Origin of the sequence: Ruegeria atlantica (genome assembly GCF_001458195.1) — a bacterium.
GTDB lineage: Bacteria > Pseudomonadota > Alphaproteobacteria > Rhodobacterales > Rhodobacteraceae > Ruegeria > Ruegeria atlantica.
On record NZ_CYPU01000007.1, the window covers coordinates 152,718 to 166,039 of the forward strand.

The following is a 13,322-nucleotide window of genomic DNA, read 5'->3' on the forward strand; positions in this document are numbered from 1 at the left end:
CAGATCTCAAATCCACCCGTTTTGGGGTGATCTCCGGGCGGAGCTACTGACATGATCGCTTTCCTGATCATTGGCGGGGGCATCGCCGGGTTAAGCGCAGGCGCGCGTCTGTCCGAACATGGACATGTCGTCGTACTCGAAGGCGAAGACGCGCTGGGATATCACACCTCTGGCCGGTCGGCGGCGTTGTTCGAAAAGGGGTATGGACCGCCTTCCGTGAAGACCCTGAATGCAGCGAGCGAAGCTTATCTGAGATCGAACGGCTATCTGTCGCCACGCGGGTTGATGCTGATCGCCGGGCATGATCAACGAGACGCGTTTCTGCAGGATCAGGCTGACCTTCGTCTGTCAGAAATCTCGGTTGAGGAGGCCATTTTGCGGGTTCCGATACTGAACCCACAGACTGTTGGGTTTGCTGCCGCCAGCAGCGTTGCTTTTGACATTGATACCGACCGGATGATGCAAGATTTCGCACGTGTAATCCGGGCCAACGACGGCTTGGTTCTGACCCGTCAGAAGGTCAAAAGCATCACCAAAGTTGGGCACTGGTTTGTTGAGGCGGCAGAACCTTTCGAGGCTAAGGCCCTTGTGAATGCCGCAGGCGCGTGGGTGGATGAGATCGCCATGATGGCCGGCGTTACACCGATCGGCATTGAACCGCGCCGACGATCAGTGGCCCGTGTTCCCGCCCCTGCCGGTCATGACGTGACCGGTTGGCCTTTGATGTTGGGCGCTGGCGAAGGCTGGTATGCGAAACCGGATGCCGGAAAGCTGATCGTTTCCCCTTGCGAGGCTGATCCGACCTTTCCCCATGATGCCTATGCGGACGACATGGTGTTGGCCGAGGGTCTGGCGCGGTACGAAGCGATGGTGACCGAGCCGGTCACAAGGGTCGAGGCGAACTGGGCTGGGCTTCGCAGCTTTGCGCCGGATGGTACGCTGGTCTTAGGCCCCGACCCCGCCGAACCCACGTTTATCTGGTCGGCTGCGCAAGGCGGTTATGGCTTTCAAACGGCACCGGCGGCCTCACAGCTGGTGGCAGATTTGACGACTGGTGCTCGTTCAGAATTGGAGGCGGCGAGCGTTTCCACCCTAAGGCCAGAAAGGTTACGTGGATGACGAAACGCAAACTTCCCGCAAATGCCAGCGTGGCGACGGTATCCGATGGGCAAAAATTGGTCGCTCCGGCGGCCAGCAGGAATGCCGACGCGCTGTGTGATTTGCTGGCTCAGTTCGCCCCTGCGTCCGGTCGCGCGCTGGAACTGGCCAGTGGTACAGGGCAGCACGTCGTGGCTTTTGCAAATCGACTGCCCGGTCTGGATTGGCAACCCAGTGAGGTTGAACCTGAACGACGCGCTTCAATCGACGCATATGCCGAAGGCTTAGAAAACATAGCCCCTGCGATAGAACTTGATGCGGTCCAACCCGGTTGGCATACCGTTCACGGGGCAAATGACCTGATCCTCTTGATCAACTTGCTGCATCTGATCAGTTGGTCGGAGGTGGAAGCCTTGGTGACCGAGGCCGCGCTGGCTCTGAACCCGGGCGGTCGGCTAATCCTCTACGGGCCATTCATGCGCTCCGGCCAGTTGACCAGTACCGGAGACCAGAACTTTCATGCTGCGTTGAGCCAACAAGACCCGGACATCGGATACAAGGATGACGCCGACATTCTGGGCCTGCTGCGTCGAGTTCAACTGAGTTTAATCGGTGCTGTTGAAATGCCGGCAAACAACCTGGCATTTGTCGCTGAAAGACCCGCAGTCTGATCAAGATCAAAGTCAGGCAGCTTTCACGAACATATTCACAAGGTGATATGTTTAAAGGAAGCCCACAAATGAATTGGCAAGACAAGCTCTCGGATACGCGCAACAATCTGCGCAACCTCAACGCTGCAATCCCTGATACCGCCCGTGCCTTCGGTGCGCTGGGAAAAACCGTCAAAGAAGGCGGTTCGCTGGATTACAAAACCAAAGAGCTGATCGCTTTGGGTATGTCCATCGCTGCCCGCTGCGAACCTTGCATAACTCTACACACCGAAGCCTTGCTCAATGCCGGAGCAAGCCGCGAAGAAGTGTCAGACGTTCTGGCCATGGCCATTCAAATGGGCGGAGGACCGTCGATGATGTATGCCGCCAAGGCGTTGGAATGCTTTGACGAGCTTTCAGTATGAAAAAAGGCCCCGGAGATCTCCGGGGCCTTTGCTTAGTCAGCCGTCCTTGCGGATGGTTTCGTTTTTCGGATCATAGGGGCTGTCGCAGGTGACAACCGCATCCCACAGTTTGTCCTGAAGCTTGACCTTCAGCTTGGTGCCTTCGACCACCAGATCGGGCTTCACATAGCCCATGCCGATGGACTTCTCGAAGGCCACCGAATAACCGCCCGAGGTCAGACGACCGACGCGTTCACCTTCCGGCGTATACAGCACTTCACGGCCCCACGGATCAGCATCCTCCGGTCCGTCGATCAGCAGGGTGCAGCATTTCACGCGTACGCCAGTCTCTTCCAGCTTGGCCTTGCCATAGAAGTCTTTGGACAGATCGAAAAAGCGCGGCAGGTCGGCTTCCAGCGGGGTCGCGTCGCGGCCCAGCTCAGTGCCGAAGGCGCGATAGGATTTCTCCTGACGCAGCCAGTTCTGGGCGCGGGCCCCGACCAGCTTCATGCCATGCTTCTCACCGGCTTTTTCCAGCAGGTCGAACAGGTAGTTCTGCATCTCAATCGGGTGGTGAAGTTCCCAACCCAGCTCACCGGTATAGGCCACGCGGATCGCGTTGACCGGGCACATGCCCAGTTCGATCTGACGGGCCGACAGCCATGGGAAGCGCTTGTTGGACAGTGCGGTTTCCGGATCGGCGTCTTTGATGACCTCTTTCAGAACGTCCCGCGATTTGGGTCCGGCGATGGCAAAAACGCCCCACTGAGTGGTCACATCCTGGATCTCGATGTAACCGAACTCCTCCATCTTGTCCTCAGCCGCCTTGCGCAGGTAATCGGCGTCGTACTCAGTCCAGGCACCGGCAGAGACGATGTAGTAGTTGTTCTCGCCGTTACGGACGATGGTGTATTCGGTGCGGGTGGTACCGTGCGAGGTCAGCGCGTAGGTCAGGTTGATACGACCGACCTTGGGCAGCTTGTTGCAGGTGAACCAATCCAGGAATTGGGTCGCACCGGGGCCTTTGACGACATGCTTTGTGAAGGCCGATGCGTCGATCAGGCCAACGCCTTCGCGGATCGCCTTTGCTTCGTCAACGGCATGCTGCCACCAGCCACCGCGGCGGAACGAGCGGGCATCATGGTCGAAGTTTTCGGGTGCATCCAGCGGACCGAAATAGTTCGGACGCTCCCAGCCGTTAACCCAGCCAAACTGTGCGCCACGCGCTTTCTGACGGTCATAGGCCGGAACAGTCCGCAGCGGGCGGCAGGCAGCGCGTTCTTCATCGGGGTGGTGCAGGATATAGACGTGCTCATAGCACTCTTCATTCTTGCGTGCCGCAAACTCGGTGGTCATCCAGTTCGACGAGTAACGTTTGGGGTCCAGCGAAGCCATGTCGATCTCGGCTTCGCCGTCGACCATCATCTGCGCCAGATAATAGCCGGTGCCGCCTGCGGCGGTGATACCGAACGAGAACCCCTCGGCCAGCCACATGTTGCGCAAGCCAGGCGCGGGACCAACCAGCGGGTTGCCGTCGGGCGTGTAGCAGATCGGGCCGTTGAAATCGTCTTTCAAGCCGGATTCGGCACAGGACGGCACGCGCTCGGCCATTGCCATATACTGGTCTGCAATCCGGTCGAGATCGAGCGGGAACAGATCAGCACGGAAGCTGTCCGGTACACCATGTTCGAACTGCGCCGGCGCGCCATGTTCATAGATGCCAAGAATCCATCCGCCGCGTTCCTCGCGTGCATAAGATTCGTTGTCGGCATCACGGACAACTGGGTGTTCGGGGTTGCCCGCTTCACGCCATTTGACCAGCTCAGGGTCTTTGTCCATGACGATAAAGGTATGCTCGACCGGGATCGCGGGCATCTTGATGCCCAGCATCTTGGCCGTGCGCTGCGCGTGGTTGCCCGATGCGGTCACGACATGCTCGGCGGTAATCACAACTTGCTCGTCAGACGGGATGAGGTTACCGCCCTTCTCGACCATTTTGGTGCAGGTGACTTCCCAGTGAGTGCCGTTCCAATGGAAGGCATCGGCCTGCATTTTGCGCACGATGTCGACACCGCGCTGACGGGCGCCCTTGGCCATCGCCTGCGTTACGTCAGCAGGGTTAATATAACCGTCTTCGGTGTGATAGATCGCGCCCTTCAGATCTGAAGTCTCGATTAGTGGCCAGCGTTCCTTGATTTGATCAGGGCTCAGCCATTCATATGCGACATCACAAGTCTCAGCCGTCGACGCATAGAGCATGTATTCATCCATGCGCTCTTGCGTCTGTGCCATGCGCAGATTGCCAACTACGGCAAAGCCCGCGTTCAAACCGGTTTCTTCCTCAAGCTGCTTGTAGAAGTCGACCGAGTACTTGTGGATGTGTGTCGTCGCATAGGACATGTTGAACAGCGGCAACAGCCCCGCTGCGTGCCATGTGGACCCTGAGGTCAGCTCATCCCGTTCGACTAGCATCACATCGTCCCAGCCTGCCTTGGCCAGGTGATATGCAATCGAAGTGCCGACGGCACCGCCGCCAACAACCAGTGCTTTGACTTGGGTTTTCATTACCGGGCGTCTCCCCTTGAATTCAGTTGACACCATATGGCGCATTTGAATGCCCCGGCGCGACATTCATCCGACCAGTGATATAAAGAAAACGACCCGTGCACGGCGCAGAGCGTCGATTTTTCGTGCGAAGGGTTTCAGTTGCCCCCGACAGAGCACCGTTTGCTGCTGCCCAACGTGGCACAGGATGACTTACCCAAACCGCCCTTCCTGACCTTGACCTCAGCCGATGGGGCAACCTGAGGTTCGGGCTCATCCGCGTTCGCGTTGGCGTGGGCCACTTTGCCCATCAATCCCTTAACGAACCCGCCAATACCACCTGTGCTGGCCACTTCGGTTTCCACCTCGCTCAACGCGGAGGCAAGCAGCAGGTTCTGTGTGCGAATGTAAGATAGCTGCGACAGTTCCTGATTTTCGAAGACTTCGCCGTTGGTGATGTCCATGACGCCCTCGGAATTAAAGCCCGAACTGCTTAGCGTGTTCGCTACCAAAGCGGCCGCATCCAGATTTTCCAGCTTTTCCTGACCCAACCTTAGCTGCGCGATTTGCATCGTTTCATAGAGATCGTGCATTTCATCCGCTATTTCGGGCTGCCGGATCAGGGGAACTTCGATTCCGTTGCCGACAACTAGGGCCGGATGCGGCAGCAATGCGTTCAGGCCTGCGTAATCGACGAGGCCAAGAAACTCTCGGATCGTCGCATCGCTGGCATCTGCGTGAAGGCGGATTACAACCTCTTGATCAAAACCGATACGCCCTGTGAACGCGCGATGGTTGGTCTTTTTGGTATCATCCAGCAGATTTCCGGTTGTTTCGATGAAAGCGACGCCGTCAATCACCGCATACCCTTGTTCGGCCTTCATCCCATCCAGAAACGCGTCTTGCGCACTCAGCGCCAATCCGGCCAAAGTGTTTCGTGCCGCTTGGGGTTTGAGGGTGATATCAAGCCAGATCAGTTCATCTTCTTTTGCGTAAACAGTGCCTGTCTCATCGAGCTTTCGAAGCGCACCGTCTTTACCGGCAGCGTTGAGCTGAAGCAATTCGGCGGGCCCGCTGATCGAACTGATAAGGGGTACTGGCCCAAATTCTGAAAGAACTCTGGAGACTGCCTTGGCGTCGGGCTCGGTCAGGGCATATCGCGCCCACCCTTCTGGGGGGCTCGGAATAAAGGCTTTTGCACCGGCATCCCATAGCTTTTGACGTTCTCTCGCCGTTTGTTTCACTTCCCGCTCTTTTTGGCTTTGATCGAACCGGGCTGAGATGGTTTCAACATAACCGCTCAACGAAAGCGTATCGTCCGTTTTTTTGTCTTGCTGGAAGTAATCTAGCCCCGCAACGACCAGACCAACTATCAACGCAAACCCAATAAACCTTAGCGCGCCCATTATGACCTCAAAATCAATTGCTGCTCATTTTCGCAATTGATAGCCGCAGAATTAGGCACCCTTGTGGCTCTGAGGGGGAATTCCCAAGGATGCGCCGTTTCTACGTGTTCGACAGGATCTTTCCGGGGTTCATGATGTTATCGGGGTCCAGTGCCTTTTTGATGGCAGTCATATACGTGACGGCTGGTCCAAGCTCTTTGACCAGGTAGGGCTGTTTGCCCTGTCCGATCCCATGTTCGCCCGTGCACGTGCCTTCCATCGAAATAGCCAGATCATTCAGCCAACCGACGAATTCGTCAGCTTTGCTGACTTCGTCCGCGTTTTCCATGTCGATCAGCAGCAAGGAATGAAAGTTGCCATCCCCGACATGCCCAACCACGGGGGCCATAAGTCCTAGCTCACGCGCTTTGTCCTGAGTCGCTTTGACGCACTCTGCCAAACGCGAGATCGGGACGCAGACATCAGTGGAAATTCCCCGCGCGCCCGGACGTAGCTGTAGGGAAGCCCAGTACATATCATGCCGGGCCTGCCAGAGTTTATTGCGTTCCTCAGTCGTTGAGGTCGCCGCGAAATCGGTGCCACCGAACTCTTCCGCGATCTGGTTGAAGGTTTCGGACTGCTCGACCGCACCGTTTTCCGACCCGTGGAACTCGAGCAAGAGCAATGGCGTTTCCGGCAGGCTCAGCCCGGAATAGGCGTTGGCGGCCTTGACCGACATCTCATCCAGCAGCTCAATCCGCGCCACTGGAACACCGTACTGGATCGTCATCATGACAGCCTGACAGGCCGCATCCACCGACGGAAATGAACAACGGGCCGAGGTGATCGCCTCGGGGATGCCCTGCAGGCGCAAGGTAAGTTCGGTGATGATGCCCAACGTCCCTTCGGCCCCGATCAGCAGTCGGGTCAGGTCATAACCCGCCGAGGATTTCTTGGCCCGGTGCCCGGTTCGGATGATCTGCCCATCCGGCATGACCGCCTCAAGACTAAGGACATTGTCCTTCATCGTGCCATAGCGCACCGCGTTGGTCCCGGACGCCCGCGTCGCCGCCATTCCGCCCAATGAGGCATTGGCGCCAGGATCAATCGGAAAGAACAGGCCCTGATCCCGCAAATGGGTATTCAGGTCTTCGCGCGTCACACCCGGCTGTACGACGCAATCCAGATCACCCGGGTTCACAGCCAGCACCTTATTCATCTGGGTCAGGTCAACCGAGATACCACCAGCAGGGGCGTTCACGTGACCCTCCAACGATGTACCCGTACCAAATGCAATCACCGGTACCTTGTGCGTGGCGCAGGTTTTGACGATCTCGGAGACCTCTTCCGTGGAATGCGGAAAAACCACAGCATCCGGGGATTGGTTTTCGATCCAAGTGGTCGTGTGACCATGTTGTTCGCGGATTGCCTGACCGGTTTGCAACCGGTCACCAAATTTCTGCTTCAGGATGCCGACAGCTGCCTCGATCCCCACTTCGTTTCGCGGCAAAGCAACTGCCTGCACCATGGTCTTCCCCTTTGAAACGCCGGGCTATTCGCCCAGCGCAATACCTTCACGACGTGGATCGGCCCCGCCGACCAGCACATCCCCGATCTCAATCGCATGCAGGCCCGATGTCAGGTCGCGCGGGTTCACTTCAAAACCCAGCTCGATCAGCGGGTCCGAGAACCCTTCGGCGGCGGTTCCCACTTCGACATCATAAGTGCCAAAACGATTGACGAGATGCGGCAGTGAAAGAGCTTGCTGCACATCCATGTCCCAATCCGCCCAGGCGATGATCGACTTGGCAACGTAGCCGATAATACGGCTACCGCCCGGCGATCCGATGGCCAAAACAGGCGCGCCGTCCTGCATCACAATTGTCGGGCTCATCGACGAACGTGGGCGTTTGCCCGGCTCCAACCGGTTGGCAATTGGAACACCGTCACTGTGCGTTTTGAACGAGAAGTCCGTCAATTCGTTGTTTAGCAAAAACCCGTTTGTCATCAGCCGTGAACCGAATCCGTTCTCAATCGTCGTCGTCATTGACAGAACGTTTCCGTACTGATCAACGATCGAGATATGCGAGGTTGAGGGTAACTCGATCGAGACATCGTCGGCCCAATTCGACGCATGATCAAACTCGGGGTTACCCGGTGCGATCTCTGTCAGGGCGGCTTCTCCGCCTAGCAGAGCGCCACGGTCGGACAGATAAGATGGATCAACCAAGCCCTGCGTTGGCATGGGAACAAAATCATGATCGGCCATGTAGCGACCGCGGTCGGCAAAAGCCAGACGCGAGGCATCACCGATCAGGCGCCATGCATTGGTGTCTTCGGGGCCCATCGCAGCCAGATCATAGCCGTCCAGCATGCCCAGAATCTGACCAACGGTCAGCGCGCCTGACGATGGCGGGCCCATGCCGCAGACCTCATAGGCGCGATAGGTTGCGCACACTGGTTCACGCTCAATCACCTGATACAGCGCCAGATCAATTCCCGACAGAACGCCCGGGTTGCCTTCGGCGTTGCGTACGGTGCTGACGATGCCAGCGGCAATCTCACCACCGTAGAAACCGGCCGAGCCTTCCTCGGCCAAAATATGCAGAGTTTCGGCATAGGCCGGGTTGGTCAGGCGTTGCCCCTGCTCAAGCGGCTTACCGTAGGGTAGGAAATATTCTGCGGTTGCAGGAAAGCGCGACAGGCGTTCGGCATCCTTTTCGACCAGGCCAGCAAGGCGCGGAGATACCAGGAAGCCGTCGTTCGCCAACGCGATGCCATCGGCAAACAGGCTTGGCCAGGGACTGCGGCCCCAGCGCCGGTGCGCCTCTTCCAGCAAGGCCGGTGTCCCGGGTGTGCCCACCGACAATCCGCCGACAACCGCATCAAAGAACTTCAGCGGTTCGCCGTTTTCGTCATGGAACAGCCTGTGGTTCGCCTCAAGCGGGGCCGTTTCACGCCCGTCCAGTGTGGTCAGCTTGCCCGATGCGGCGTCAAACCAAACCAGAAATGCACCGCCACCAAGGCCCGACGATTGCGGTTCGACCAACCCCAGCACAACCTGAACGGCGACCATTGCATCAGCCGCCGACCCGCCAGCGCGCAAAACCTTTGCGCCTGCTTCAACCGCCAATGGATTCGCAGCAGCGACCATCCAGTTTTTAGATGTGACTGGCTGCCCTGCCATCTTGGCCTCAAGCGCAGCGATCACCTCTTCGGTCAGGCCTTGCACCTGCCCCTCGGACGCGCCTTCGGGCGCAACGGCATCCGCCGTCTCCTGAGCAGTCAATGGTCCTGCCAGCACCACCGCCGACAGCAACACTCCCGAAATCAGACTTCGTTTCATCGTATCCTCCTGAAAATATGCGTGTGTAAATTGGCACCGCCCGCATCAAACACGGGAAACACCTGATCAAAGCATTGCGGGGACCACCTGATCCGGTGGGCGGTGACCGTCTTCAAAAGTTTTAATATTTATAATAACTTTCTCGCCCATTTCGATCCGGCCCTCTAACGTGGCCGACCCCATGTGGGGCAGCAGAACAACGTTTGGTAACTGTCGCAATCTTGGGTTCACATCCGTCCCATGCTCATAGACATCCAGGCCCGCGCCGGCGATTTCGCCTGAGCGTATCCGGCGCGTCAGAGCGTTTTCGTCGATCACCTCACCCCTTGAGGTATTCACAATAACGGCTGTCGGCTTCATCAATTTCAGCCGCCGTGCATTCATCAAATGGAAGGTAGACGGTGTCGACGGGCAATGGACCGAAATCACATCCATTCGCGCCACCATCTGATCGAGGCTTTCCCAGTAGGTCGCTTCCATCTCTTGTTCGATCTCGGGGCGAAGCCTGCGACGGTTGTGGTAATGTACTTGCATTCCAAATGCGCTGGCACGCCGGGCCACGGCCTGGCCGATACGCCCCATGCCGAGAACGCCCAAACGCCGCCCGCCGATACGCCCGCCCAACAAGGCATTCGGCGCCCACCCGGTCCAATCGCCTTTTTGCATGACAGACAGACCCTCGGGAATTCGGCGGGTCACAGCGAGAATCAGCGCCATGGTCATATCAGCGGTATCGTCGGTCAGAACCCCCGGGGTGTTCGACACCAGAATGCCCCTCTGACGCGCGGTCGAGACATCGATATTGTCGACCCCTGCCCCGTAATTCGCGATCAAGCGCAGGTTTTCACCCGCTTGCCCCAAAAGGCCACCGTCGATCGTATCGGTCACGGTTGGCACCAGAACATCGGCGGTTTTCACGGCCTTCACCAGTTCTTCGCGGGTCATCGGGCTGTCATCGTCGCGCAACTGCACATCGAACAATTCGCTTAACCGGGTTTCAACCGCCTCGGGCAACCGTCGCGTAACGACAACACTCAGACGTTCTCTTGACACCTCTGCACTCCCACTGCTTTGCAAACCTTCGCGCGCCATGTCATCGTGGCGCAGGATAAGGCGGGGCACAAGAACCCCATAGGCATTGAGTCGACCTTTTTTCGAAGCAAGATCAACAGGCACAAGAGCAGACAGTAAGTGAGTGGTATTCTACCCGTAAAACGCCTTGTTTCGGCGGCATTCGCTGTTTTCCTAACCGTGTTTGGCACCCTGCCCGCCAGCGCGCAGGACAAGCGTGGCCAAGTTACCAACCTGCCCCTTCCACGGTTTGTCTCGATGAAAGCCGCCGAGGGCAATGTGCGCCGAGGCCCATCACTGACTCACCGAATCGATTGGGTTTTCAAACGGCGCGGCATGCCACTGCAGATAACGGCAGAATACGGAAACTGGCGCCGGGTTCAGGACCGCGACGGCGCCGGGGGATGGGTGCACTATGCCCTGTTGTCCGGTGTTCGAACGGTCTTAGTCGATGCCGAACTACTGCCCGTTTACACCAGTCCGGACCCAAAGGCCCCGGTCAGCGCCCAATTTGAAACCGGCGTCGTGGCGCGCCTTGGCAACTGTTCGTTGGACTGGTGTCAGATTTCTGCGGGCGGGTATCGCGGCTGGGCGCAGAAAACAAACCTTTGGGGCGTCGACCCAGCCGAAATCCGAGAATAACCTTTTCGGATCAGGATGTGCGCGCGATGAAATCGCAGGTCAGCTTGACCAGTTCCGGACCAACGTCCTCTTGCAAGAAATGCCCCGCATTCGGCAAGATAACATGAGGCTGCCCTACGGCCCCCGGGCACAGTTTCTGGAACACCGCATCGATCCCCGCCATGACCTGATCATCGGCCCCGAAAGCAGTGAGGACGGGCGTCCGTAGCCCTCGGATCGCCTCCCAAGCCTGCCGGTTCGGACCCGAGGACGGATCATCAGGCGTCGCTGGCACTAGCATGGGAAACTGCCGCGCCCCGGCCTTGTAACTTTCATCTGGAAAAGGCGCGTCATAAGCTGCGATAACATCTTCTGACAGGGGCGATACAGTTCCGCCTTTCAGAATTCCACCGGCCGGAAATACCGGAACCTCCTGGCTGAACCTGCGCCAGTTCTCAAACGCCGCGCCCAATGGCTGATCGCCAGTTGGCAGCGCCGTGTTGGCAATCACTATGCGCGCGAACCTCTCCGGCATCTCTGCCCATAACCGCAGCCCGATTAGCCCGCCCCAGTCCTGGCAAACCAGAGTGATGTTGCGCAGGTCCACCTTGCGCAGCCACTCACCCATCCAAGCCACGTGCCGCTCATAAGTGTAGTCGCTTCGTTCGGTTGGCTTGTCGGATCGCCCGAACCCAATCAGGTCTGGTGCAACCGCGCGATGTCCCTGCGCGACGAATCCTACAATCATATGACGGTAAAGGTAGGACCAGCTTGGCTCGCCATGCATCATCAGTACCGGATCGGTCTCGGCTGGCCCTTCATCCACATAATGCATCCGCAACTGGCCGCCTTCGGTGTCGTCCACCTGCGCGTAATTCGGTGCAAACGGATAATCTGAGAGCCCGTCAAACCGGGTATCTGGCGTACGTAGAAACTTCATTCTCTTCCCTTTCAGAGCTTCCAACCCGAACGCCCTGCCACCAATGCGCGCATCCAGCCCATCGCGAAACATTAGATTTCAAAAACCGCACCGCAAGATCAGGCTTTATGGGCGACCCATTCCGCATAAACTCCGCGGCCCTGGCAAACGACCAGATCACAGCAGGATTGAACACCTTTCTCAGGAAAACAAGCCACTCTCAGATCTTCGGTTAGCGCCTTTAGATTTTTTTCAATCCGCACTCATTTTTTTGTCTGAAAGGTCTTGAACCCACCGATCAACAATCGTAGACAGCGCCTCACCGTTGGGGTGTAGCCAAGTGGTAAGGCAACTGTTTTTGGTACAGTGTACCGTAGGTTCGAATCCTACCACCCCAGCCACCTTTTCAAGAAAAGTCAGGAAAATAAGGGGCGACAGAGCCCCCGAAAAATCCGATGTAACACAGACTGCCAGAAATCGATACGGCGGTCTGTAGCGCAAACCCGGTGACTATGCAGGCCCCTAACTAATGCGCCGCGACCGTATTTTCTATTTCCGAAAACGCCTGCCACTGAGCAGCCCTATCTGACGGGTCCAACGTGATTGTTAGTGCATGATCGGCCTGTGTTCCATCGGGATGATGGTTTCTGGTGCCGGAGGGCGATAACCCAGTGCACTGTGTGGTCGTTTGGTGTTGTAGTGCTTCCTCCATTCTTCGATGATGATCTGCGCTTCTCTGAGCGAGTAGAAGATTTCCCCGTTCAACAGCTCGTCCCTCATGCGACCGTTGAAGCTTTCACAAAATCCGTTCTCCCAAGGCGAGCCTGGTTCGATGTATGCCGTTTTGGCTCCGACAGCTGCAATCCAGTCGCGAACCGCCAGAGCAACGAACTCAGGACCGTTATCTGAACGGATGTAGGACGGTGTGCCGCGCAGAATGAACAAATCCGTCAGAGCATCGATCACATCCGCCGAGTTTAGTTTTCGCTTTACCCTGATTGCCAAGCACTCCCGGCTGAACTCGTCGATGATGTTCAACGTCCGGAAAGGTTTCCCATCATCGGTGCGACAATGCACGAAGTCATAGCTCCAGACATGATTGCTATGTTCCGGCCTGAGTCGAACACATGAACCATCGTTTAGCCAAAGCCGTCCCTTCTTGGGCTGTTTTGCAGGCACCTTCAGCCCCTCTCGTCGCCAAAGCCGTTCAATGCGCCCATCACTGACAGACCATCCAGCCTCTCTCAGCAACACCGCAACCCGGCGATACCCATACCGACCATA

The 13,322-nt window shown here is 57.4% G+C and carries 11 protein-coding genes and 1 tRNA gene; 5 read left to right on the forward strand and 7 right to left on the reverse strand.

Going from position 1 to position 13,322, the window contains the following annotated elements:
• Positions 1 to 51 precede the first annotated feature (51 nt).
• From RUA4292_RS01745 to RUA4292_RS01755, 3 genes are all read left to right on the forward strand, one after another.
• Positions 52 to 1,119: an NAD(P)/FAD-dependent oxidoreductase gene (locus tag RUA4292_RS01745; RefSeq protein WP_058276036.1), complete on the forward strand. Its 1,068-nt coding sequence runs from the start codon at positions 52 to 54 to the stop codon at positions 1,117 to 1,119.
• Entirely contained in the window at positions 1,116 to 1,769 is a 654-nt protein-coding gene (locus tag RUA4292_RS01750) for a DUF938 domain-containing protein (RefSeq protein WP_058276037.1), read from the forward strand. Before RUA4292_RS01745 ends, RUA4292_RS01750 begins: the two co-directional genes overlap by 4 nt.
• Positions 1,770 to 1,837: 68 nt before the next feature.
• On the forward strand, positions 1,838 to 2,173 hold the full coding sequence (locus tag RUA4292_RS01755; protein WP_058276038.1) for a carboxymuconolactone decarboxylase family protein: 336 nt from the start codon (positions 1,838 to 1,840) through the stop codon (positions 2,171 to 2,173).
• 36 nt (positions 2,174 to 2,209) lie between these two features.
• On the opposite strand, the gene RUA4292_RS01760 is transcribed toward RUA4292_RS01755, so the two are convergent.
• From RUA4292_RS01760 to RUA4292_RS01780, 5 genes are all read right to left on the reverse strand, one after another.
• Positions 2,210 to 4,717, reverse strand: a complete 2,508-nt coding sequence (locus RUA4292_RS01760; RefSeq protein ID WP_058276039.1) for a GcvT family protein — start codon at positions 4,715 to 4,717, stop codon at positions 2,210 to 2,212.
• A gap of 137 nt (positions 4,718 to 4,854) precedes the next feature.
• The gene (locus RUA4292_RS01765) at positions 4,855 to 6,102 is read right to left on the reverse strand and encodes a hypothetical protein (protein ID WP_058276040.1); all 1,248 of its coding nucleotides are present in this window, start codon (positions 6,100 to 6,102) and stop codon (positions 4,855 to 4,857) included.
• A 100-nt stretch (positions 6,103 to 6,202) separates the two neighbouring features.
• The gene (locus tag RUA4292_RS01770; RefSeq protein ID WP_058276041.1) at positions 6,203 to 7,609 is read right to left on the reverse strand and encodes an FAD-binding oxidoreductase; all 1,407 of its coding nucleotides are present in this window, start codon (positions 7,607 to 7,609) and stop codon (positions 6,203 to 6,205) included.
• A gap of 24 nt (positions 7,610 to 7,633) precedes the next feature.
• A complete protein-coding gene (ggt, locus tag RUA4292_RS01775) occupies positions 7,634 to 9,427 on the reverse strand; it encodes a gamma-glutamyltransferase (protein ID WP_058276042.1) in 1,794 nt (597 codons plus the stop codon).
• A gap of 66 nt (positions 9,428 to 9,493) precedes the next feature.
• Positions 9,494 to 10,480: a 2-hydroxyacid dehydrogenase gene (locus RUA4292_RS01780; RefSeq protein WP_058275717.1), complete on the reverse strand. Its 987-nt coding sequence runs from the start codon at positions 10,478 to 10,480 to the stop codon at positions 9,494 to 9,496.
• Positions 10,481 to 10,627: 147 nt separating this feature from the next.
• Between RUA4292_RS01780 and RUA4292_RS01785 the strand changes: the two genes are divergently transcribed.
• Positions 10,628 to 11,140, forward strand: a complete 513-nt coding sequence (locus RUA4292_RS01785) for an SH3 domain-containing protein (protein ID WP_370737403.1) — start codon at positions 10,628 to 10,630, stop codon at positions 11,138 to 11,140.
• A gap of 10 nt (positions 11,141 to 11,150) precedes the next feature.
• On the opposite strand, the gene RUA4292_RS01790 is transcribed toward RUA4292_RS01785, so the two are convergent.
• A complete protein-coding gene (locus RUA4292_RS01790; RefSeq protein ID WP_058276058.1) occupies positions 11,151 to 12,059 on the reverse strand; it encodes a haloalkane dehalogenase in 909 nt (302 codons plus the stop codon).
• 305 nt (positions 12,060 to 12,364) lie between these two features.
• Between RUA4292_RS01790 and RUA4292_RS01795 the strand changes: the two genes are divergently transcribed.
• Positions 12,365 to 12,439 (forward strand) — tRNA-Gln (locus tag RUA4292_RS01795).
• A gap of 205 nt (positions 12,440 to 12,644) precedes the next feature.
• On the opposite strand, the gene RUA4292_RS01800 is transcribed toward RUA4292_RS01795, so the two are convergent.
• Positions 12,645 to 13,322 (reverse strand): IS3 family transposase (locus RUA4292_RS01800; RefSeq protein ID WP_058276059.1); only part of this gene is annotated, 678 nt, incomplete at its 5' end.